The following is a 22365-nucleotide window of genomic DNA, read 5'->3' on the forward strand; positions in this document are numbered from 1 at the left end:
AGCTTCCGTTAACATCAGAATGGTTGTTACGTTTTTCGATTATGGGCAGCGGTGCTGGCCAAAGTCAAGACAAACGAAGCACTTCTTGCCCATAAACACGCTAAACGGTTATAGTGTTTTCTCGTGACCCAAGATTCCCAATCAACGGTGGGTCAGACCCACGAAGACGTGCAAACCATTCAGAAGCTGCTCGTCGGCGTGATCGGCCTGATCGACACCTTCTCAGCCGAACAGCGCGCCGCCGCTGTCTTTGCGTTCGACGACCCGCGTCGCCTGGATTGGGACATCATTCCCAAGCCCGACCGCATCGGCGTCTCGATGCACAACCTCGACCGGCACCAGAAAGTCGTCGTGCTCGAGCTCGTTCGGCTCGCGGTTTCGCACGAGGTCTTCACCAAGATTCTCGCCATCATGCAACTCGAACACGTGCTTCGTGCCCGCGAGGCAGACTTCTTGGGCGTGGGTGCTCCGCTCTGGCGCACCTCTGACTCCTACTTCTTCAGCATCTTCGGCCGCCCGGGCTTCGAAGACACCTGGTCGCTGCGCTTTCTCGGCCACCACGTGTGCCTCAACATCACCATCGTGAACCAGCGCTGGATCTCGACCTCGCCGAGCGCGCTCGGCCAACAGCCCATGATCGGCGCGGGCGTACTGAACCCCATGGCCGAAGACGAGGGTCTCGGTTTCGAGTTGCTCGACCTGCTCACCGCCGAGCAGCGTGAAGTCGCCGTCATTCACGACGTGGCTCCCGCCGACTTCGTGTCGCGGCAGGTGCCGCACATCGGCGCTCTCGAATACCCCGACCACTACGACCTCGGCATGCCGCAGTACCAGATCACCACCGAAGACCGTAAGGCGCTCGCCCTCGTGAAGGCCGAGCCTTCTGGTATCGCCGGCGACCAGCTCGACGAGACTCAGCAGGCCGTGCTCACTCGGCTCATCGACACCTATCTGGCCCGCTTTCCCGACGCACTCGCGGCCGAATATCGTGCCGCTCTCGACGCCGACGGCCCCGCCGAAACGCATTTCGCCTGGGCGGGCGGCTTCGTTCGTGGCGTGCCGCACTACTTTCGGGTGCAGACGCGGTCGCTTCTCATCGAGATGGTCAACGCGGTCGACAGTGGTAACCACCTTCACTCGGTCATCCGCGACTTCGAACACGACTTCGCGTACGACTCGCTGCAGAAGCACGAGGCGCACATCGCTGAGCACGGCACTCACCTGTCGAGCCGCACCACGTCGAGCGAAGGCACCGAACTGAAGGCGAACGACTGGTCGTGGTGACCAGAATCTCGTGCCGCAGCAACGAAGCTGTGGCACGAACGTGCTCAACCGTTGCGATTGGTAGGCTGACCGCATGAATTCCTTCGCGGCTCAGACGCGCGCACACGTGCTCGCCAGCGAGATCGAAACGCAGATTCTCGATCGGGAGTTCAAACCCGGAGACCTGATCGGCACGATCGACTCGCTGAAGGCGCGCTCAGGCTTCGCCCGATCGACGGTGGCCGAGGCGATTCGCCTGCTCACCGACCGCGGTCTCGCCGAGATTCGCCCGGGTCGCGGGGGCGGTCTGTTCGCCACGGCGACCGGGCCCATGGTGCGCATTCGTCACACGCTGCTGGCCGTCACCGATGCCCCGGCATCAGTCGCCGAGGCGGTGGCCGTGCGTGAGGCGCTCGAGGTACTCATCGATGTGGATGCGGCCAAGCACCGCACGCCCGCCGACATCGCCGACATCAAGAAGCTGCTCGCCAAGCTGAAGGCCGCCGCGGGCCAGGGCATGACACAGTTCTTGCTGGCCAACTGGGATCTGCACGATCGCATCGCGCTCATCTCGCCGAACCAGACCGGTTCGGCGCTCTACCTCTCGATGACCCGGTTCGTGCGCGAGCACGCGGTCACGGCCACCCACGACGACGATGAAGAGCCCGAGTCGGCCGAAGATTGGCTGCAGGTGCGCGTCGATACCCACGAAGAGCTCGTCGCCGCCATCATCTCGGGTGATGTCGATCGCGTGAAGATCGCGATCGACAAGCACGCCGGGCTTCTGCTCACCGAGTAGCGGCGCTCACCGAGTAGCGGCGCTCGCCGAGTAGCGGCACGCCCGGTAGCGGCCTTCGCGCTGGCAACAACGCTCGCCGAACGCAGGCGCTACCTCGTCGTGGCCGCCGCCAGGTGGCGATTGGCGTTGTCGACGATGCGGTTCGTCACCGTACCGAGTCGCTCAACCTCGACCTCGACGACGTCACCGGGGTGCAGCAACCACGGAGGTGTGCGAGCGTAGCCGACGCCAGAAGGCGTTCCGGTGGCGAGCAGATCGCCGGGGTTGAGAGTGAACGTTCTCGAAATGTGCGCGAGGGTCTCCCCCACCCCGTAGATCATCTGCGCGGTACTGCCGTGCTGCACGACTTCACCGTTCACGCGCGTCTCGACCTTGAGGCCGTCACGAAGGTCGCCCACCTCGGCTGCCGGAACCATCGGCCCGAGGGGGCCGGAGCGGTCGCCGTTCTTACCCATGATCCACTGCGAGGTGCGCTTCTGCGCCCGGCGCGAGGTGATGTCGTTGAAGGTCGAGTAACCGACGACCGCCGCGAGCGCCTCTTCGGCGGTGGCGTCGACGAGCGTCTGACCCACCCAGGCCACAACTTCGCCCTCCCAATCGAGCCCGTCTTCGTCTGAGGGCACGGGCACCTCAGAGCCGTCGGTGCTGAGCGAGGTCGCCCAGCGCGCGAACAGCGTCGGAAATTCGGGCAGCTCTTCGTCTCGAAAAGACCCTTCAGCTACGTGGTCTTGGTAATTCAGACCGACGCACACCACGCGAGCGCTTTTCACCACCGGGGGCACCAGTTCGACGTCGGCAACCGCCAGCGTCGGGCCGGCCGGTTCGGCAGCCAGATACTCGGCGGGAGACGCCCAGAAGGTGTCGACATCGGTGCTGACGGTCACCTCGGCGCCGTTATCGCTCAAGAATCCAACGAGAACAGACTCGTCTTTGTGCCTGATGCCCACGATTCGCATGCTTGCTCCATTATTCGGTGAGCCTTCGCTCAGTTACAAAAACTACTGTTCGGTCAGGGAATACTGTTCACGCACGAATTGCTCGAACGTGGTCGGTGTGCGGCCGAGCAGCCAGGTGAGAACGTTCGGGTTGCCGACGAAATCGGTGCTGCTGTATCGGGCGCTGATGGCCCGCATCACGCTGAGCTCGTAGGTCTTTGTGCTCGGGTCTGCGCCGGCCAGCATGATCTTCGAAAACGTGTCGGCTGTGATCTCGTTCGCCGCGACGGGCCGCTCGATGACGCTCGAGATGACCTCGGCGAGGTCGTACGCCGTGTAGCGACCGGGCGAGACGAGTTCGTAGGTAGCGCCGAGATGACGCTCACTATCGCCGAGCACCAGCGCTGCAACCTCGACGATGTCGCCGATGTAGACCAGCGACTGCAACCGGTCGAGTGACCACGAGAGGTTGAAGACACCCTGTTCGAAGGCCGGCTTCAGCCGGTGCGCCAGCATGTAGTTCGCGGGCTGCAGAATGGTGAATTCCAGCCCCGACGAGAGCAGATGTTCTTCGACGTCACGCTTGAGCTCGTGTTGAATCAGGTCAGTGGTGATGGCGTGCAATACCGAGCTGAAGACGAAGTGACTCACGCCCGCGTCGCGGGCAGCATCCACTATGGCAAAACCGATGGCTCGCTCGAACGGCGAGAGAGTGGCACCGATGTGGTAGACCTTTTCGACCCCGTCGACGGCGCGGGCGATCACGTCGGCGTCGCTCAGATTGCCGACGACGATGTCGGTGACGCCGCGTTCACGCAGGGCGTCGGCCGACGCCTCAGACTGAACGCTTGCGCGCACCTCGTGGCCGGCAGCGAGCAGCCGGGGAATGAGGAGCTTGCCCTGGTTGCCGTTGGCGGCTGTGACCAGAATCATGTTGTGACGTCGTCTCTGTCAGCTCGTGGCCCGAATGACGAGCATGCTGGCAGGCAGGTTGGTGCGGTTCTCGACCGTACGCAGAGTACCGGTGGTGAAGTGCACGGAGTCGAGCGGCCCCAGCACTTCTTCAGCGCCTTCTGCCGCCATGACGAGCTCGCCCGAAACCAAAACGTAGACCGTCTCAGCCTCTTGCGGAGCCAATTCGGCCAGGGCACCGGGCAGGTAGTGCGAGAGCGCTACGGTGAAATCGGTCGTCGGGGTCGACGCGCCACCCTGCAGCCGAACCGGGCCCACTCCTGCGTGGCCGACCGGCGTGAACGGCTCAGCGTCGCCTATTCTCGTGACTCGCATGGTCATGACAGTGCACCTACTTCTGTGTGTTCGAGCGAATTGGTGAGGGCAGAGCGCAGAGACTCGAGAAGACGCGGGGCGTCTTCGGCGGTGCCTGTGCCGTAGAGGTAGAAGTCGGGGCGGGCGAGCAGCAGCGTGGCGTTGTGTTTTTCGAACCAGGCACGGTAGGCGCCGTCGTGGTCGAGAACCGGGCCTTTCTCAGAGAGGAGAGTGGCGGTGCCGCGGATGCTCGTGAACCACGCTCGCGTCTCGGAGTCGACGAAGGCGAGAGGGTCGGTATCGATGCCGATGAGCTGCCAGTCGCCACCCACCACGTCGTCGAAGAGGCCGGTCACGCCGTCGACCTCGACAACGGCCTGAATCGAGAGGGTGCCGGCGTCTGAAGCGCCTGCGCCTTCGATGCCGGGTGCGGTGATAGACGGTTCGCCGAGCCTCGGGTGCGGCGGTTCGACGGTCACCGATTCGGGGTCGGTCAGCTCGGCCCGCATACGGGCATCCCGTTCGGCCGCCCGCTCGGGGTCGAGCTCGCAGATGATCTTGCCGACTTCGACAGCCTCGTCGATGATGACGCGCACGTGCGCTTTGCGCTCAGACCCGTAGGAGTCGAGAATCGCTTCGCCGGCCTGGCCCGCGGCCACCATCGAGAGACGCCAGCTGAGCGACCGGGCGTCACGAAGACCCGCGCAGAGGCCCTGGCCGAGAAACGGTGGCATGAGGTGGGCCGCGTCGCCGGCGAGAAACACCCGGCCGGCACGCCAGGTCTCGGCCCACCGGCCACGAAACGTGTACACCGCGTGGCGCTCGAGGTGAGCGTTCTCGGGGGTGACATTCCACGGGGCCATCAGGTTCCAGGCCGTCTCGGGGCGGCTCAGCTCTTCGACCGAGACGTCGGCGCGGCGCATGAACTCGAAGCGGCGGCGACCTGGGCCGCTGTTGACGGCCGTGGCTGGCTGCGCAGGGTCGCAGTACTGGGTGACGAACGCCTCCCAGTGCTCGTCGGCCAGCGGCTGGTAGTCGACGACGAGCCAGTCGGCTTCGAAGTTCGCATCGACGGTCTCGATACCCACGAGGCCGCGCACCACGCTGTTCGCGCCATCGGCTGCGATGAGCCAGCTTCCGCGAAGCTGCTCGGCCACCGACTCTTCTCCCGTGCGGGTGACGGTGAGTGTCACGCCGTCGTCGTCTTGCGATATGGCTTCTGCCGAGAATCCACGCCGCAATTCGACCGTGGGCAGAGCGACGGCCATCGCCTCGAGCACCTCTTCGAGGTCGGGCTGGTAGAAGCCGTTGGTGTTGGCCCAGCCCGATTCGGCATCGCGGTTCCAGTTGATGGCGCGAAGCAGCACACCGTCGCCATTGCGAATCTGGTAGCCGCCACGCTCGCCGCGCGACGGCTCGAACAGGTCGGCGTGCTCTGTCATGACGCCCGCCGACTGCAAGATGCGCAACGCTTCGTGGTCGATGGTGCACGCCCGGGGCATTGGGTACCGCGACGGCCAGCGCTCGACGACGGTGACCCGCCAGCCTTCGCGGCCGAGCAGAATCGCCGAGAGCAGGCCCACGGGGCCCGCCCCCACAATAACGAAGTCGGCCTGGTCGGATGCTCTGCCCGTTGTCGGCACGTTCACTCCGCTGTTCCTCTTAATACCTAGCCCGATGCTCGAAGGCCTGACTACTTCTGTGCCTTGAGTGCGCCGAGGTAGCCGAGCTCTCCGTTTTCGGCGAACGTGTGCAGCACGTTGTTGTTCATGTCGGGGTTGTGCTCGGCGTGCTGCTCAGGAACGGAGGGGTTGCCGCTCCAGCCCTGCAGCTTGCAGACGCGCTTCTTGATGCGCCAGCCGGCGTCGGTGCGAACAACGAGGTCGTCGTACCAGCCCGTGCCCGTCCAGCTCGTGCCGCCGACGGCCGCGTTGCGAATGAGCAGCCAGTTACCGTAGCTGAAGGCGTGCGCCTCGTCACCGTCGACGGTGACCAGGTGGCCCATCATGGTGTGCTGGTGGCTGTCGAGGCGGTCGTGGAATTCGGCGAACGAAGCCTTGAACACATCGAGGCCGTTCCAGGCGGCACCGGCCGGGCCGAAGACTGCCTCGACATCGTCGGTGAACACGCGATCGAACAAATCCCACTGGTGCGTATCGAGAGCGAACGCGTAGAGATTCATGATCTCGATGATCTCGGCTTTGTCGTTTACATCCATGCTGATCTTCCTCATCCTTGAGAGTGCCGTCGGGGTCGGACTGCCCCGTGAGTCGCCTGAGCCGGGGCTAAAACGTCATAACCTTTCGGCTGGTTTGATTGTGCTCTGGCTGCGCCCCGCTGTCAAGCCGGGCTCAGACCGTATTCCATCATAACCGTTGACATCTTTGTTTGAGGGTGATTTGATTCACAGGTCGGGCGGGTGAACTCTCTGCTGCCCGCAGCACTGAACTGATGGAGGTTGTATGTCGAACGACATTGACCCTGCCCTATTTCGCGAAACTCTCGGTCACTACCCCACTGGCGTAGCGGTTGTCACTGCTGTGCCGGCAGACGGAAACCCCACCGGAATGGTGGTGGGAACCTTCTCATCAGTCTCGCTCGACCCACCACTCATCGCCTTCTTTCCCACCGCCAGCTCGAAGACGTGGGCGCAGCTTCGAACGGCCGACTCGTTCTGCATCAACGTGCTCGCCAGCGACCAAGAGGCGCTCTGCCGCCAGCTCGCCCGGAGTGGGCCGAGCAAGTTCGACGGCGTGAACTGGCGGCCAGGGCCACTGGGTTCGCCCATTCTCGAAGACGCCGTGTCGTGGATCGAGTGCACCTTCGAAGACATTCGCGAAACCGGCGACCACTACATCGTCTTGGGGCGTGTGCACGACCTCGCGGTTCAGCGCTCGACCCTGCCCCTGCTGTTCTTTCAGGGCGGCTACGGGCGCTTCTCGCCACGATCGCTGATTGCAGCACCAGACCCCGAACTGATTCAGGCTGCACAGATAGCTGAGACCATCCGCTCTCAAGTCGAGCGAGTGAGCTCCGAATTCGGTGTCAACTGCGGCGTGCTCGCCAAGGTGGGCTGGGATTCGGTTCAGGTTCTCATCTCGAACCAAGGCCGGCACCCCGACCCGTACGCGCTCGGGCACCGGCAGCCGCTCATCCCTCCCTTCGGGGCCGTGTTCATGGCCGATGCTGACGAGAGCGTGGTCGACGAATGGCTCGGCCGCACGCCCGACGACAGCGAAAGCCGCCGCCAGCTGAACGAGGCGTTTCTCAGCAAGGTTCAGGGCCTCGGGTATTCGTATCTTGCGGCCAAACCCGAGGTCATTGAGGCGCACGAAGCGGTTCTGACCGAGTTCGAGGCCTCCGATCGCCTGCCCCGCCAAGAGCGGGTCGTCAAGCAGGCGACCCTCGAACTCGCCGACAACTTCTGCCCCGACCTCGTTGCGGGCGAACGGTACGATTTGGCGAACGTGGTCGTGCCGCTGCCCACCGGGCCGGGGGCACCTGCCATGGCGCTTCGGCTCACCGGGCTGCCGCCGCACACATCGACCGAGCAGATCGAGGCATGGGTGCAGAGCCTGCAACAGATCGCCGCGTTGGCCAGACAGTGATCGGCCAAACTGTGCTTGGCCGGCACTTTTTGGCCAGAAATTGAGGAGACCAGCATGACCAAGCCACTCGAGGGAATCACAGTGGTCGACCTCAGCCGCGCGCTCGCGGGGCCTTACTGCACGGCGCTGCTCGCCGACCTCGGTGCGACCGTCATCAAGGTCGAGAGCCTGAACGGTGGCGACACTGCCCGCCAGTGGCCGCCCTTCGAAGACGAACACAGCCTCTACTTCGAAGCCGTGAACCGCAATAAGCGGTCGATCTGCCTCAACCTCTACTCGCCCGAGGGTCGTGAGGTCATCGACAAGCTCGTCGCCGGCGCAGATGTTCTGATCGAGAACTTCAAGCTCGGCACGCTCGCCAAGCTGGGCCTCACCGACGAGCGGCTCACCGAGTTGAACCCGCGCCTCATCGTCGCGTCGGTCAATGGATTCGGCATCACCGGGCCGCTGAAGAACGACGCAGGGCTCGACCAGGTCATTCAAGGCATGTCGGGCCTGATGTCGATCACCGGCGCCGACTCCGAGCACGTGTACCGGGTGGGCATCCCTATCGTCGACATCACTTCGGGCATGATCGCTGCGCTCGGTATAACGGCGGCGCTCGTGGGGCGGAGCAACGGGCATCCGGTCAGCACCGTCTCGACGTCGCTGCTCGAGACCGCCCTGAACCTCTCGGTGTTTCAGGGCCAGCGGGCGCTCAGCCTCGGCGAGACGCCCGTTCCGCAGGGCAACAATCACCCCACCATTTCGCCGTACGGCACGTTCACGACGGCAACCGAGGCCATCAACATCGCGGTGGGCAACCAGGTTCAGTGGAAGGCCTTCTGCGGTCTGCTGCAGATCGAGTCGGTGGTGGATGATCCGCGGTTCGTGACCGGAGCACACCGTTCTGCGAACCGAGACGAACTCACCGCGCTCGTGGAGACCGCTCTTGCGGCCAAGCCCGCCGATGAGTGGGTTGAGATGATCAGTGCCGCGGGCATCCCGTGCGGTGCTATCTATAATTACACCCAAGCGTTCGCCTCAGAGCAGGTGGCCGCGCTGGGGCTGGTGCAGCACACGACGCGTCGTGATGGCTCGGCGCTGCCGCTGGTGCGCGGGCCGCTGACCGTCGATGGGCAGCCCAGCGAGATCATTTCACGACCACCGCTGCTCGGCGAACACACCGGTGACGTGCTGCGGGAGCTCGGCTACGACGACGATGCGATTGCGGCACTCGAACAGACCGGCCACGTGAAGATCGACGCGCTCACGGCTGAAGTACAGCGATGAACGAGACTGCGGCCGTGACCGAGACGGCGGGCGTGACCGACACGAAGCCGAAGGGCACCATCACCGTGAGCATCAGCGACGGGGTCGCCGCGGTGCAGATCGAGAACGCGTCACGGCGAAACGCCCTGACGAAAGCGATGTGCATTCAGCTGCAAGAGCTGATGCCGACGCTCGACGAAGACCCGCGCGTTTCTCTGGTGACCCTTCGCGGCGTCGGTTCGATCTTCAGTGCCGGCGCGAACATCGGCGACCTCGCCTCGGTGATTCTCGACCGGCAAGACGACGGCACGGTCATCGACCACCTGAGCCAGGCCGACGGAGCGATTGCGGCGGTCGCCAAACCCACGATCGCGCTCGTCGATGGGGCCTGCATGGGCGGCGGCTGGCAGATCGCCTCTGCCTGCGACTTCATCATCGCCAGTGAGCGGTCGGTGTTCGCCATCACCCCGTCGAAGATCGGCATCATCTACCCGAGGCCTGGCATCGAGCGCCTCGTCAGGCAGGTGGGGCTCGCAAATGCGAAATTCATTCTGCTCACCGCCGACACCTTTTCGGCCACGCGCGCTCAAGCTCTCGGGCTCGTCGCCGAGACCGTGCCCGACGACGAATTCGAGGCGCGGTGCACCGCACTCATCGACTCGATTCGCAGTCGTTCGAAATTCTCGCAGCACTCGATGAAGCAACTCGTCGACCTCGCTGCAGCGAACGACCCGCAGATCGATGAACACTGGGATGCCGCGTGGGCGGCCATGACCGAGAGCCCTGACATGCAGATCGGCATCAACGCGTTTCTGCACCGTCAAGCACCGCAGTTCACCTGGCGCCCCGCAGGAGGCGGCCAGCTTTCCGAAGGAGTCTGATGACCACTTCGCTTGTGCGGGGGTTGGCGTCGCAACCGTCTGCGTTGCTGCACGAGAGCGACGAACTCGTCATCGCCCGGTCGTATCAGGCGCTCGGAATCAAGTCGGTCAGGGTCGAGATTCTGCGCTACATCTTGTCGAACGGCGAGACCTGCGCCTCTGACCTGATGCGAGAATTCGGGCTCTCGCGAAACGGTGTGCTCGCACATCTGCGAGCCCTAACCACTGCAGGGCTGCTGCACGAACGCCACGACACGCACCCGCGCGGCAGCGGGCCCATCACCTATTGGCGGGCCGACCTCGAAGACGCATCGGTTGTGCTCGACACGCTGGTCGACTACGTTCTGACCACAACGAGCGGCGCGGCGTGACTCGTCGGGCCGACTGACCGCAGCAAACGCGAACCGCTTCCCGAAAGCTCCGACCGCCACGTGATCGGCGACTGCTAACCGACACCGCAGATTCGGTATTTCTCGTTTAGAGTATCTAAAGTAGAAATAGATTCGTCTGACGGAAGGGTGGTTATGGCCGAATATGTCGACCGCCTGTGGAACCCAGACGACTCAGCCGGCCTGACTCGGAGGGATCGCGCGCCGGGGCACTATCGAGCGTACGTGCCAGATGAACTCGGTGGCACGCTGCCCGCACTGGGCAGCGTCGCTGCGAGCGCGGCAGACGAAGCGATGACCGTGCTTGCGCGCGCAGATGAACGAATCGGAACACGTGGCGGCTATTTGAACCATCTGCTGATTCGCTCGGAGTCGATTTCATCGTCATGGATCGAGGGAAACAGAGTTACGCCGAAGAAACTGGCGATCGCAGAACTACTGCACCAAGGCACGCGCGCGGCTCTTGACGTGGTGGCGAACGTGCGCGCAACCGAAGAGGCGATCGCGGTGCTCGCAGACCGAAACCGCCCGATCTCGGTTGACGACATCGTGAGTCTTCAGCACGTGATCGAACCACGTCTCGATCGAGGCGTTCGACGAGAGCAAAACTGGGTAGGTGGCCCAGGCTGGAGCCCGTTGCGCGCTGATTTCGTGCCTCCACCAGAGACCGAGGTGGCGCGCCTGCTCGACGACCTCGTGCGGTTCGCAAGCCAGACTGACGGCAACCCACTCGTGCGGGCTGCCGTCGTGCACGCACAGTTCGAGACGATTCATCCGTTCACAGACGGAAACGGACGCACGGGGCGTGCGCTCATCCACACCGTATTGCGCCGCGCAGACGCACTCAGAAACACCCTCATACCCATCAGCACTGTATTCGCGGGCAATGTGAACGCGTATCTGGCTGGGCTGACCGCCTATCGCGACCAGCCGCAGCGTCTCGATGAGTGGATCATCGGCTTCACTCATGCCGCCGAGTCAGCTGCGGGCAACGCCGTGCGGCTCGCCAACGATATCGCTGTGCTCGACGAAACGGTACGAGACGAGCTCGTCGCTTTTCGTCGCGACCGCGGTTTGAATCCGGCGGCACCGCGCCGCGATGCGATCGTTTTACGCATTCTCGACACCCTCGCCAGCGATCCCGTGCTTACAGCAGAATCCGTCGTCGACCGCCTCGGCGGCTCTACAGCCTCAGCGCATCGTGCGCTGACCGAGCTAGCTGAGGCCGGCGTGCTCGGTCGAACCAAAGACCAAAAGGGCCGGCTCATCTGCTGGACGGCCGACCGACACCTCGCCCTGGTCTCGGTCACCGAGCGCAGCAATAGAATCGGCGGCGCTGATACCAAAGATCGCAAACCAAAACTCGGCCCTGGCGCGCCTGACCAAGGTCGATTCGGCGCGCTGCGACCGAAACCCGTCAAGATGTTAGTGAGTTGCGAGGTGTCGTTCTAGGTCTTCGACGATCTCGGTGAGGGCCTCGATCTGCGTGGCGCTCAGGGCATCGGCGAAGAGGCTCTTGATGGAGCGGAGATGGGGGCCGCTCGCCTGCCGCAGCGCGGCGAGGCCCGAGTCTGTGATGTGCAGAACGGCGCCCCTGTTGTCTTCGGAATGCTGCGTGCGGCGAATCAGTCCTCTGGTCTCCATGCGGCCGAGGTGATGGGAGAGCCGACTCCTATCCCAGTTGATCGCTTCTGCGAGTTCGCTCGAGCGGAGCGGGGTGTCACCGGCATAGACGATGGGTACCAACACGGTGTAGTCGGTTTCGGAGAGCCCTGCGGCCTCGTAAACGATTGCTCCCATTCGTTTACGGAGGGCAGCTGTCACGTTGAGCATCCCGCTCCAGGCGCGCTCTTCGGCCTCGGTGAGGCGGGTCATGCGGCCACCTGGGCTCCGTCGATCTCGCGGCGCAAAACGGGAGCAACCTCGGTGCCCAGCAGTTCGATGGCTTTCAGGTGCTCCTTCTGAGGCACGCCCCCCAAACCCATTTGAATGAGCACGCGCGTGTTGCCGTACAGCTCATGTTGAAGCATCATTTTGTCGATGACCTCTTGCACGCTTCCCGTCATGAGTGCTCCGTGAGGGGATGTTTGTGCGTCGAATGCGCCTCGGGGAATCACGGTGGGCTGGTCGCGTTGCCTGGAGTTCTCGGCAAAACCCGATGCGAAGTACGGGTACATGACGTCACGGGCTTCTTGGCTTGATCTGGAAACGAAACCGTGGCCGGCGATCAGGGTCGGCATAATGGTCAGGTCGTGACCATTTCGGTGTGCGGCGTCTTCGAAGGCCCGTTTGATCGGCAGGGCCGAATCGATGGGCCCCAGCAGAACGCCGTAAGCCATGGGAAGCCCCATTCTGCCGGCGCGTGCGCCCGACGACGGAGTGCCGCCCACCCCGACCCAGATGGGAAGGGTCTTCTGAACGGGTCGCGGCGCTATGTCTGCCTGGCTGAGGGATGATCGGAACTTTCCGCTCCACGTGATCGGATTCGAGTCGCGGATTGCGACGAGAAGCTCGAGCTTCTCTCGGAAGATGTCTGCGTAATCGGCAAGGTCGTACCCGAAAAGCGGAAACGAATCTGTGAACGAGCCGCGGCCCGCAATGATCTCGGCTCGACCGTTCGAGATCAAATCGAGGGTAGCGAACTCTTGAAAGGTCACGACCGGGTCGGCTGAGCTCAAGACCGTCACGGCGCTCGTGAGACGCACGCGTGAGGTAGAAGCGGCGATCGCGGCGAGCATCACGGCCGGCTGCGACGCAATGAAGTCACCTCGGTGATGCTCCCCGATGCCGACAACGTCGAGCCCGGCCTGCTCGGCGACCACCGCCTGCTCGATCGTCTCCCGCATCCGCTCTACGCTGCTCGGTACTCGACCAGTCACCGGGTCGGCGGTTATTTCACCAAAGGTATGAATGCCTATCTCGAAAGCCACGGTCAGATCACTCCATCACGACGGCGCCAATTCGAGCGCTCCGACTCGCACTCGATGTTATTGACGCGTCAATCACACTAACACTTTTAGATGACACGTCAATTACATCGCGCAAAGATATCGCCGGAGTGGCTGTGCGGCCGGAGGAGTGGGTTGTTATGCGCCGTGCAACCAGCGCGAGGTGCTTGCGTAGAAGTCGGCCAGCTGCTCCGGGCGGTCAACGCCGAGCTGATCATTGTCGACGGCGACACCGCGTCGCGTCTGATGCCACGCCATGATGGCGTACGAATCGCGGAACGCCGCGAGTTCCGTCGCCGGAATGACAACCGATTCGCCAGGCACGACGGGCGTCAGAGTGCCGTACTCGTAAACGCAGTCGAACTGCGCGATGCGCCACACACCGTCTCTGCGCTCGAATCGGTAGTTGAGCTTCATGTAGGTGTTGAGCGTGCAATCTGTTCCATCGATATTCCATCTCGACCAGGTACTGGCCGCGGCCTCGGCATGCGCTCTCGTACCGCTCACGTGCACGACGGGGGCGAACATGTGGTGAAACGGGCGCGCGCCGCCCTCGTACAAGCGCTTCGACCCGGAGATGAAGCCGGCTGCATCACCGTGGTACCACATGAGATTCACGATCGCGCCGGGCCAGTACGTCGCCGCCATCTGCGCCCACCAGCCCCAATCACGCGCTTGTCGTTCGTAGAGCACGATCTGCGCGATCGTCGAGAGGTCACTTCCCACCGAACTCAGCTCGGCTACGTCGGTCGACAGGCTGAAATCTGTGCTCGTCATAGCGGGCTCCTCAATTTTCGGCGATCGCTGTGTGCGCGCAACTCTCTTTCATAGTAGACAATTCGTCTATTTCCATGCAAGACCAGGATGGATGGCCGTAAGGCGCCCCCTCCCCCACACGGGCGGAGCAACGTCGACGCCCCTGATGACGCGGCGTGCTCCTGCTCCATGGTCTACTTCGAGGCCAGGGGAACGAGAATGCGGGCGTGCCGATCGGCCGCCTCCGCCTCGTCGAGCATGAGTGCGGCGACCGTGGCGCGGGCCGCGTGAGGCGGAAAGAAGGGCTTGCGATAGTTCTCGAGGGCGACCGCCACTCGATTCTCGCTCACCCCACCGACCCACAAGTCGGGTGCATGGAAGACCGTGGCGCCCCCCTTCAGGGCAATCGCGTCTGCCTGAGCTTTCTCGGCGAGTTCTTTACCGACGAACATCTTCATCATGAGTTGATAGAGGGCTCCGCCTGCTCCGGCGGAGGTGCCGGCGCCCAGCGCCCCCAGCCAGAGAGTGCGCACGCCGGTGCTCGCCAGTACCCGGGCTCCGGCGATGAGTACGCCGGGCGCGTCACCTTTGCTGAGGCCTAGCGCGGAGATGATCACGTCGGCGTCGCTGAGTCGGGGAAAATGGGCCGCATCGGTGACATCAGCTTGGCGCACCTCTACGCCGCCACCCACGGGCATTACATACATATCGGGTTTCCGGGTCAGGGCGATCACCTCGTGACCTCGTTCGAGTGCCTGTTCGACGACGAGGCTTCCGACTTTGCCCGTTGCTCCGAGAATGGCGATCCGCATGACGACTCCTTAACTAAACAAGTGTTGGTAACATGAGTAAACACGTGTTGGTTATAGTTGTCAAGGAGCATCGGTAGAAAGGTGAAGACGTGGAGAAAAGCGAGACGGAACCGTTGCGACGCCGTAACGCGCGCGGCCAGGGTCAACTGCTCCGCGACCAGCTCATCGAAGCCATGGCTCGACTTCTATCGACGGTCGAGCGCCCCGAGACAATCACCCTGCGGCAGGTCGCTCGTGAGGTGGGTGTCGCACCGGCGAGCATCTATGGGCACTTCCCCAATCTCGGTGCCCTCATCGGGCATGTGCTGCGTCTGCGCTACGACGAGCTAACACAGCAGGTGAATGCGTCTGCCGAAGGCGCCGGGTCAGCCGTGGCAGACCTGACGGCTCGGTGCCACGCCTACGTGAAGTGGGGTCATGAGCACCCCGGCGATTATGCGACCTTGTTCGGTAACCGGATGCCAACCGATTTGATCCCGCTCTCGACACACGGTGCAGGCGAAAAGCTGCTCGAGTCCGTCGTCTCGTCTCTTGCCCGTGCGCGCGCCGAGCAAGGGTGGCACATCGCAGAGCAGCAATCCTGGCGGGCAGGTCTGTTGCTCTGGACCGGGCTGCACGGGCTTGTCACTTTGTACAACGGCCACGGCGCCATCGACTGGCCCGACCTTGACGACTTGACCGATGAGGTGATTCGGTTGCACGTGAATCGCCCATAAATCGACCGACCCGATCCCCCTGCTCGCGGCGATGATGTAGGCACGGCCGTTCGACATAAAAAGTTCAACCCTCGTCGATCCCTGAAATTGCGGGGAACTACGAGGGTTGATGAGAGCGGAGCCGGTGGGATTTGAACCCACGGAGGAGTATAAACCCCTCTCCACCTTAGCAGGGTGGTGCACTAGGCCGAACTATGCGACAGCTCCTAGGTTGTTGCCTCAGCCATCATAGCCGAATGCACGCCGACACAAATTGCACAGACTCACCAATGAGAACCTGCGAATGCGCTAGATTCGAGGCTGAGAGGCAGCCCTTGGGGGTAAGCCGCGAAAAGAAAGGACTGCCTTCATGGATTTCTGGGGCGTTGTTTACACGTTTTTCTGGACGTTCGCGTTCATCGCCTACCTGTTCGCGCTGTTCGCGATCATCGGCGACCTGTTTCGCGACCACAAGCTCAACGGCTGGTTCAAGGCCATCTGGGTGTTGTTCTTGATCTTCGTGCCGTTCCTCACCGCTTTGGTGTATCTCATCGCACGTGGCAAGGGCATGGCCGAGCGTTCACAGAAGGCTGCAAAGCAGGCTGAGACCGCGACGAACGACTACATTCGCCAGGTTGCCGGCACCACGCCGGCCGACGACATCGCCAAGGCGAAGACACTGCTCGACTCGGGCGCAATCACCCAGGCCGAGTACGAGAGCCTCAAGGCGCACGCGCTTTCGGTAACCCCGAAGGCCTGAGCCTCACCACGCACACCGAAAAGGGCCATTCGTCACGGCGACGGGTGGCCTTTTTCAGTGCGACCGGATCCCCGGCAGCAGCCGCCCCGGCGAATGCGCCTTCTCGCCACTCCACCGCACAACGCTCCCCCGCACAATGCGTTTCGCTTTGGTGTTCGTAAGCGCCGGGCCCCCCGAGTCGCTTAGCAACTCCGGCCGCGCGAGGGCAAAGCGCCTAGGTCTAAGGTGGGGTCACTAGATCGTTTTGCAGCCCGAAACGCACCCCGCCCGAACCAGAGTGAGGCACCTATGACAGACGCACGCACGTCGTCAGGTTCACCGGCGGCGGAGAACGACAACGGGGCGATGCCTCTGCGCACGCTCGCGCTACTCGCGGTTCCGGCCGTCATCATCGGTGTGGTTTCGGCTCTCATTCTCTGGGGTCTGGAGTGGGTCGCCGACCAGTTCGAAGACTACCTCTGGCACTGGTTGCCGCACGCGACGGGCCTCGACCCGAACAACGGCTGGTACATCTTCACCCTGCTCTCGCTCTCGGGCGTGGCCATCGGGCTCGTCGTCTGGCTGGTGCCGGGGCACGGCGCGCGTGACTCGGCGACCACCGAGCTCATCGCACCACCTCTGAAACTCGCGGTCATCCCGAGCCTGGTGCTCGTGACGATTCTGGCGCTGGCCGGCGGTGTGAGCCTCGGCCCGGAGAACCCCATCATCGCCATCAACACGGCGGTGCTCGTGGCGCTGATCGCGCGGCTGATGCCGAAGGTTCCCACCCAGCTGATTCTGCTGCTCGCTGCCGCTGGCACCATCGGTGCCCTGTTCGGCACGCCGGTTGCGGCGGCGCTCGTGTTCACCGGGGTGGTGGCCGCACTGAAGACGGGCGGATCGCTGTGGGACAGGATGTTCTTGCCGGTGGCCGCCGCCGGCGCGGGGTCGGTGACGATGGGGCTGCTCGGCGGTTCGACCTTGACCGTGAACGTGCCGCAGATGGGCCCGATGCAGCCCATCTATTTCGTGTACGGGCTGGGCGTGGCGATTGCCGCGACGCTGCTCGGGTTGGTCATGGTTTTCGTCTTTCCCCATGTTCACCGCTTCTTTCACGGTCTGAAGTACCCGATCATCTATATCACGCTCGGCGGCGTGGTGCTCGGTCTTCTCGGCGCCCTCGGCGGGCAGATCACGCTCTTCAAAGGGCTGTCTGAGATGGCGACGCTGGTCAACAACAGGGGTGATTACGACCTCGGCCAGTTGACGCTGATCACTCTGGTGAAGGTGGCCGCGCTGGTCGTGGCCGCCTCGGCCGGCTTTCGAGGGGGCCGCATTTTTCCGGCGGTGTTCATTGGGGTGGCACTCGGGCTGGTGGCCGAGACGCTCTTTCCGCAGATTCCCATTTCGCTCGCCCTGGCCTGCGGAGTGCTCGGGCTCGTTCTCGTGGTGGCTCGCGACGGGTGGCTCGCGCTCTTCATCGCGGCGGCGGTCGTGGGCGATGTCGCCCTGCTTTCAGTGCTGTGTGTCATCATTCTGCCGATTTGGCTGATGGTGTCGCGGGCGCCGGAGATGATCATCCACCCCGCGCCGCAGCCGCGCGACCCGGCGCCTGAACCGGTTGCCGCTGCGCCGGCCTAGTGCTGTGGATGCCCGCCAAAAGGTCGTGACGGTTACGCTGTAATTCGGCAGCAGGCAACGATGCTCGCGCCGAGGCAAAGGAGCACCAGTCATGACTTTTCAGACACACCACGGCCGAGTGGCAGTCGTCACCGGAGCCGCCGGCGGGTTCGGCCGAGCGTTCTGTGTCGGGCTCGCCGAACGCGGCGCCGACATCGTGGCCGTGGATATTCGCGATTCGACAGAGACCATTGAAGCAGTCGAGAAGCTCGGCCGACGCGGGCTCTCGGTCACCGCCAACATCACCGACCCCGAAGCCACCGCGCAGCTGGGCGAACAGATTCGCAGCACCTTCGGCCGCTGCGACATTCTCGTCAACAATGCGGGCACCTATCCGAATCGCGCGTTCGACGAGCTCGACTTCGACCTCTGGCGCAGTGTGCTGAGCCTCAACCTCGATTCTCAGTTTCTGATGACCAAAGCCGTGGTGGGTCTCATGAAAGAGAACTCGTGGGGGCGCATCATCAACCTCACCTCGAACTCGATCGTGCTCGCGGTGGCCGGCGTGACGCCGTACCTCTCGAGCAAGATGGGCATCATCGGCTTCACTCGCGGTCTCTCGACCGACCTGGCGCCCTTCGGCATCACGGTGAACGCCGTGGGCCCCACGTTCACGCAGACCGAAGGCATGAACTCCAAGGGGCTGCCGCCAGCGGCGCTCGACGCCGTGGTTCAGAAACAGGCCATCAAACGCCCGGGAACGACCGACGACGTCGTGGGAACCATCGCGTTTCTCTCGTCAGACGACGCCGCGTTCATCACGGGCCAGACGATCATGGCCGACGGTGGCCTCGCCCGCATGTGACCACAGCGAACCGTACTGCCATTGAATGAAAGTGGTCGCCATGATTCATGGCGAAAGACCGACGATGAAGAGACAAACAAAGATGTTGGGAGACCCGCGGTGAGCATCACCCCCGTTCTGATTTCTGGTGGCGGCCCCTCTGGCCTCGCCGCCGCAACCGAGCTGGCATTTCATGGCATTGCCTCGGTCGTGGTTGAACCTCGCCACGCCGTTTCGGCTGACCGCCCGCGAGCGAAGACCACGAGCATCCGCACCATGGAACACTTCAGGCGCTGGGGTTTCGCCGACAAGATTCGCGCCGCGGCCTCGCTGCCGGTGGAGTTCTCTGACGTCGTGGTGTTCTGCTCCGCAGTCGACGGGTACGAGATCACGCGGTTCACGAACTGCCTGGGTCTTGGGCCAGAGACAGCCGAGATCACCCCTGAGCTCGGGCAGCAGATTGCGCAGCCGGTCGTAGAGCGCGTGATGCGCGAGCACCTGGCCCTGTCTCCGCTCGTCACGTTCAAGTACGGCAGCAGGGTCACGGGCGTCTCTGAGTCGGCCGACAGCGTCACCTCGTTCATCGAGAACGAAGACGGCAGCACCGAAGAGTTCGTTTCGCGCTACGTTCTCGCCGCAGACGGCGCGGCCAGCGCGGTGCGAAAGTCGCTCGGCATCAAGCTCTCGGGCACATCGGATGTTCGGCCGAACTTCAACTTCATCTTTCGCGCCCCCGACCTCGAGCCGCCCATGGGCGATGCAGTGCACTACTGGGTGGTGGGCGGCAACACCCCGGGCGTGATGGGGCGCCTCGATCTCGACGGAACCTGGTGGGCGATCGCCCCGAGCCTCGACGAGTCGACGGGCAAGCACCGCACGGCAGAGATCGTCACCGACCTGGTGGGTCACGAGGTCGAGCACGAGGTGCTGTCGACCGACTCGTGGACTGCCCGGCTGCTCGTTGCCGACCAGTTTCAGACCGACCGCGTGTTCTTCGTCGGCGAGAGCGCACACCTGAATCCGCCGTGGGGCGGCCACGGCTTCAACACCTGTGTCGGCGATGCCGTGAACATCGGCTGGAAGATCGCGGCGGTCGAAAACGGCTGGGCGGGCCCTGAGTTGCTGCAGACCTACGAGGCCGAGCGCAAGCCCATCGCAGAGGCCACCATTCTGACCGCCGGCGCGAACATGCGTGCGCTGCCGGTCGACCTCACGAACAACCACCTCGCTGAAGAAGGGCCGGTCGGCGACGCGGCGAGACTCGAAGCAGCTGAGGCGATTCAGCTCGTGAAAGACGGCGAGTTTCACGCGCTGGGCGTTGTGCTCGGGTACTCCTACGCCGGCTCGCCCATTGTCGGTGACGCCGTCATTCCTGTCCCCACAGCGGATGCCTCGGCTTACGAGCCCTCGACCGACCCCGGTTCACGGCTCGCCCACACGCTGCTCGCCGACGGAACTCCGCTCTTCGACGCGCTCGGCCCGGAGTTCACGCTTCTCATACCGGTCGGCACAGATCGAGCCGACGTCGACGTCGTGGTGGCGCAAGCCGCAGGCCTCGGCGTGCCGCTCACGGTCATCGACAACCCGTTCGACGGCGAACAAGGCGCCGACTTTCTGCTCGTGCGGCCCGACCAGCACGTGGCCGAGCGATCGGCCTCGCTGAGTGACATTTCGCTGAGCCTGGCCATCGGCGCGGAGCCGGTGGCCGCCTGAGTCAGGCGATCGCCTCTGTGAGCTCGTGCGGCTGAGATCACCGCTTAGTCAGGCGATCGCCTCCGACTCCAGCAAGAGTTCGGTGGTCAGCGAGATGTGCTCGACCAGCAGGCGGGCCGCCAGGTCGGGGTCACGAGCCAGAATCGCGTCGACGATGGCCGCGTGCTCCCCCGCAATGTCACGGTTCTGTTCGTGATCAAGCGGAAACGACCAGCGGCGATACAGTTCGGCCGAGGCGCGCAACTCGGTGGCGATGGCTCGGAGCCGCGGGTTCTCGCAGCCTAAGAGCAGGGTCTCGTGAAAGGTCGAATGCCGCTCTGCCCACTCTTCACTGAGGCGGTCGGGCGCATCCGGAGCGACGAGCGAAGCGTTGGCCAAACGGTGATGGGCCGCGACGACCTCTGACTCCCACACGATGTCGCCTTCGGCGATGGCGTGACGCAGCGCGATGGGTTCGATCTCGCAGCGGGCTTCGGTGAGATAGACGAGGTCGGCACGCGAAATGGCGGCGACGAAAAAGCCCTGCTGGGGAGCGCTGCGAACGAGGTCTTGCTCGACCAGCCTCGAGAGCGCCTCGCGAATGACGCCGACGCTCACGGCGTAGCGGGCACAGAGGTCGGCGAAGGCGAGCTTCTGACCGGGAATCAGGCGGCCGTTCAGAATGTCGGCGCGCAAGTGGGCAAGCGCCTCTTCATTGCGCGTCTTCGAAGGGCTGACCATGTCAGCACCCTAACATCGAGAGCGCCAGAAAAGTGCTTGCCGAAGGCTTTTTCGATTAACGTAAAAAGTTTCGAAATTGTGTATCGTTGAGCACAGGCCTCAGCTGGGCGAAAGCGCGAGAGGCACACGATTCTCGAGATTGAGGTAAGAAATGCGTATAGCCAACGTGAACGGCCGTTCGACACTGCTGACCGACGATACCCACGGCGTCGACATCGAGACGGCCAGCGAGGGCCGTTTCTCGTCAGAACTCACTGCTGTCTATGACAACTGGAGCGACTTCACCGCCTGGGCTGCGAGTGCCGACACCGCTGCCGCCGCCGAGTTCTCGGCCTCTGACCTCGGGGCACCGTCGCCCGCCGCGCGGCAGATCTTCGCCATCGGGCTGAACTACCGCGAGCACGCCGCCGAGTCGGGCATGGCCCTGCCCGATGCCCCGGTGGTGTTCACGAAGTTTCAGAGTTCGGTCACCGGCCCCAACACGACGGTCGACATTCCGCTCGATGGCCACACCGACTGGGAGACCGAGCTTGTTGTGGTGATCGGCAAGACCACCCGCAAGGTATCGGTCGACGACGCCTGGAGCTACGTTGCCGGGCTCAGCCTCGGTCAAGACCTGTCAGAGCGCATTCTGCAGTCGTCGGGCCCGGTGCCGCAGTTCAGCCTCGGCAAGTCGCTCGAGGGCTACGCGCCGATCGGGCCGTGGCTTGCCACCCCCGACGAGTTCGCCGACCCCGACAATATCGAGCTGGGGTGCTCGATCAACGGCGTCGAAATGCAGCACGGCCGCACGAGCGACCTGATCTTCTCGGTCTCTGAAATCATCTCGCGCCTGTCGAACACCGTGACGCTCTACGCCGGCGACGTGATTTTCACCGGAACCCCCTCCGGTGTCGGCCTTGGCCGCAACCCGCAGGTCTTTCTCGCAGCAGGCGACGAATTGGTGACCTGGGCCGAGGGTCTCGGCCAACAGCGCCAGGTGTTCACTGCGAGCTAGAAGCGCGCTGAAAGATCCGCCCGCTTGGAATGTGAGGTTTGAGCAAATCACGCTCAGACTTTCACCATTGTCAAGAAGGGCGGATTTTTTCATGTCTGGGCCGAGTTTGGGTCGTTGGTGAGCAGCGAC

The 22365-nt window shown here is 63.6% G+C and carries 23 protein-coding genes and 1 tRNA gene; 13 read left to right on the forward strand and 11 right to left on the reverse strand.

Annotation, left to right across the window (positions count from 1 at the left end; translation table 11 throughout):
- The first annotated feature begins 123 nt into the window (after positions 1-123).
- Both IEX24_RS12500 and IEX24_RS12505 read left to right on the forward strand, forming a co-directional pair.
- Positions 124-1284, forward strand: coding sequence for a DUF3500 domain-containing protein (locus IEX24_RS12500; protein WP_203586000.1), 1161 nt, complete (start codon positions 124-126; stop codon positions 1282-1284).
- A gap of 73 nt (positions 1285-1357) precedes the next feature.
- Complete coding sequence (locus IEX24_RS12505) at positions 1358-2062, forward strand: FadR/GntR family transcriptional regulator (RefSeq protein WP_188678764.1); 705 nt, start codon at positions 1358-1360, stop codon at positions 2060-2062.
- A gap of 89 nt (positions 2063-2151) precedes the next feature.
- Here the strand turns inward: IEX24_RS12505 and IEX24_RS12510 are convergent, their stop codons facing one another.
- From IEX24_RS12510 to IEX24_RS12530, 5 genes are read right to left on the reverse strand one after another with little or no spacing between them, the layout of a single operon-like run.
- A complete protein-coding gene (locus IEX24_RS12510) occupies positions 2152-3018 on the reverse strand; it encodes a fumarylacetoacetate hydrolase family protein (RefSeq protein WP_188678766.1) in 867 nt (288 codons plus the stop codon).
- 42 nt (positions 3019-3060) lie between these two features.
- Positions 3061-3930 (reverse strand): SDR family oxidoreductase, encoded by an 870-nt coding sequence (locus tag IEX24_RS12515; RefSeq protein ID WP_188678768.1) that lies wholly within the window; start codon positions 3928-3930, stop codon positions 3061-3063.
- Between the two features lie 18 nt (positions 3931-3948).
- Positions 3949-4290 carry a cupin domain-containing protein gene (locus IEX24_RS12520; protein ID WP_203586001.1) on the reverse strand — a complete coding sequence of 114 codons (342 nt, stop codon included), beginning with the start codon at positions 4288-4290 and terminating at the stop codon, positions 3949-3951.
- Complete coding sequence (gene mhpA / locus IEX24_RS12525) at positions 4287-5912, reverse strand: bifunctional 3-(3-hydroxy-phenyl)propionate/3-hydroxycinnamic acid hydroxylase MhpA (RefSeq protein ID WP_188678770.1); 1626 nt, start codon at positions 5910-5912, stop codon at positions 4287-4289. The genes IEX24_RS12520 and mhpA overlap by 4 nt, the downstream gene beginning before the upstream one ends.
- 44 nt (positions 5913-5956) lie before the next feature.
- Complete coding sequence (locus tag IEX24_RS12530) at positions 5957-6481, reverse strand: nuclear transport factor 2 family protein (protein ID WP_188678772.1); 525 nt, start codon at positions 6479-6481, stop codon at positions 5957-5959.
- 244 nt (positions 6482-6725) lie between these two features.
- Between IEX24_RS12530 and IEX24_RS12535 the strand changes: the two genes are divergently transcribed.
- From IEX24_RS12535 to IEX24_RS12555, 5 genes are all read left to right on the forward strand, one after another.
- Positions 6726-7871, forward strand: a complete 1146-nt coding sequence (locus IEX24_RS12535; RefSeq protein WP_188678774.1) for a flavin reductase family protein — start codon at positions 6726-6728, stop codon at positions 7869-7871.
- Between the two features lie 54 nt (positions 7872-7925).
- The gene (locus tag IEX24_RS12540; protein ID WP_188678776.1) at positions 7926-9143 is read left to right on the forward strand and encodes a CaiB/BaiF CoA transferase family protein; all 1218 of its coding nucleotides are present in this window, start codon (positions 7926-7928) and stop codon (positions 9141-9143) included.
- Positions 9140-10003 carry an enoyl-CoA hydratase/isomerase family protein gene (locus tag IEX24_RS12545; RefSeq protein ID WP_188678778.1) on the forward strand — a complete coding sequence of 288 codons (864 nt, stop codon included), beginning with the start codon at positions 9140-9142 and terminating at the stop codon, positions 10001-10003. Before IEX24_RS12540 ends, IEX24_RS12545 begins: the two co-directional genes overlap by 4 nt.
- Positions 10003-10374, forward strand: coding sequence for an ArsR/SmtB family transcription factor (locus tag IEX24_RS12550; RefSeq protein ID WP_188678780.1), 372 nt, complete (start codon positions 10003-10005; stop codon positions 10372-10374). The genes IEX24_RS12545 and IEX24_RS12550 overlap by 1 nt, the downstream gene beginning before the upstream one ends.
- Positions 10375-10617: 243 nt before the next feature.
- A complete protein-coding gene (locus IEX24_RS12555) occupies positions 10618-11844 on the forward strand; it encodes a Fic family protein (protein ID WP_229715280.1) in 1227 nt (408 codons plus the stop codon).
- Here the strand turns inward: IEX24_RS12555 and IEX24_RS12560 are convergent.
- From IEX24_RS12560 to IEX24_RS12575, 4 genes are all read right to left on the reverse strand, one after another.
- Complete coding sequence (locus IEX24_RS12560; RefSeq protein WP_188678784.1) at positions 11818-12267, reverse strand: MarR family winged helix-turn-helix transcriptional regulator; 450 nt, start codon at positions 12265-12267, stop codon at positions 11818-11820. The two genes, IEX24_RS12555 and IEX24_RS12560, sit on opposite strands and share 27 nt — an antisense overlap.
- A complete protein-coding gene (locus IEX24_RS12565) occupies positions 12264-13322 on the reverse strand; it encodes an LLM class flavin-dependent oxidoreductase (RefSeq protein ID WP_188678786.1) in 1059 nt (352 codons plus the stop codon). The genes IEX24_RS12560 and IEX24_RS12565 overlap by 4 nt, the downstream gene beginning before the upstream one ends.
- A gap of 156 nt (positions 13323-13478) precedes the next feature.
- A complete protein-coding gene (locus IEX24_RS12570) occupies positions 13479-14117 on the reverse strand; it encodes a nuclear transport factor 2 family protein (protein ID WP_188678788.1) in 639 nt (212 codons plus the stop codon).
- A 173-nt stretch (positions 14118-14290) separates the two neighbouring features.
- Positions 14291-14908 (reverse strand): NAD(P)-dependent oxidoreductase, encoded by a 618-nt coding sequence (locus tag IEX24_RS12575; RefSeq protein WP_188678790.1) that lies wholly within the window; start codon positions 14906-14908, stop codon positions 14291-14293.
- A gap of 89 nt (positions 14909-14997) precedes the next feature.
- Here IEX24_RS12575 and IEX24_RS12580 point away from each other — a divergent pair, with 89 nt between their 5' ends.
- A complete protein-coding gene (locus IEX24_RS12580; protein ID WP_203586002.1) occupies positions 14998-15624 on the forward strand; it encodes a TetR/AcrR family transcriptional regulator in 627 nt (208 codons plus the stop codon).
- A 116-nt stretch (positions 15625-15740) separates the two neighbouring features.
- On the opposite strand, the gene IEX24_RS12585 is transcribed toward IEX24_RS12580, so the two are convergent.
- Positions 15741-15831, reverse strand: a tRNA-Ser gene (locus IEX24_RS12585).
- 142 nt (positions 15832-15973) lie between these two features.
- On the opposite strand from IEX24_RS12585, the gene IEX24_RS12590 reads away from it, so the two are divergent.
- The 4 genes from IEX24_RS12590 (at position 15974) to IEX24_RS12605 (ending at position 20519) form a co-directional block, all read left to right on the forward strand.
- Complete coding sequence (locus IEX24_RS12590) at positions 15974-16363, forward strand: SHOCT domain-containing protein (RefSeq protein WP_188678792.1); 390 nt, start codon at positions 15974-15976, stop codon at positions 16361-16363.
- Between the two features lie 288 nt (positions 16364-16651).
- Entirely contained in the window at positions 16652-17983 is a 1332-nt protein-coding gene (locus IEX24_RS12595) for an ion channel protein (RefSeq protein WP_229715281.1), read from the forward strand.
- Between the two features lie 91 nt (positions 17984-18074).
- Positions 18075-18827 (forward strand): SDR family NAD(P)-dependent oxidoreductase, encoded by a 753-nt coding sequence (locus tag IEX24_RS12600; protein ID WP_188678794.1) that lies wholly within the window; start codon positions 18075-18077, stop codon positions 18825-18827.
- 99 nt (positions 18828-18926) lie between these two features.
- Complete coding sequence (locus IEX24_RS12605; RefSeq protein WP_188678796.1) at positions 18927-20519, forward strand: FAD-dependent monooxygenase; 1593 nt, start codon at positions 18927-18929, stop codon at positions 20517-20519.
- Between the two features lie 48 nt (positions 20520-20567).
- Here IEX24_RS12605 and IEX24_RS12610 read toward each other — a convergent pair whose 3' ends face one another.
- The gene (locus IEX24_RS12610) at positions 20568-21239 is read right to left on the reverse strand and encodes a GntR family transcriptional regulator (protein WP_188678799.1); all 672 of its coding nucleotides are present in this window, start codon (positions 21237-21239) and stop codon (positions 20568-20570) included.
- A 151-nt stretch (positions 21240-21390) separates the two neighbouring features.
- On the opposite strand from IEX24_RS12610, the gene IEX24_RS12615 reads away from it, so the two are divergent.
- Positions 21391-22236, forward strand: a complete 846-nt coding sequence (locus tag IEX24_RS12615) for a fumarylacetoacetate hydrolase family protein (protein WP_188678801.1) — start codon at positions 21391-21393, stop codon at positions 22234-22236.
- Positions 22237-22365: the final 129 nt, after the last annotated feature.

Source organism: Subtercola lobariae (assembly GCF_014640255.1).
Lineage (GTDB): Bacteria > Actinomycetota > Actinomycetes > Actinomycetales > Microbacteriaceae > Subtercola > Subtercola lobariae.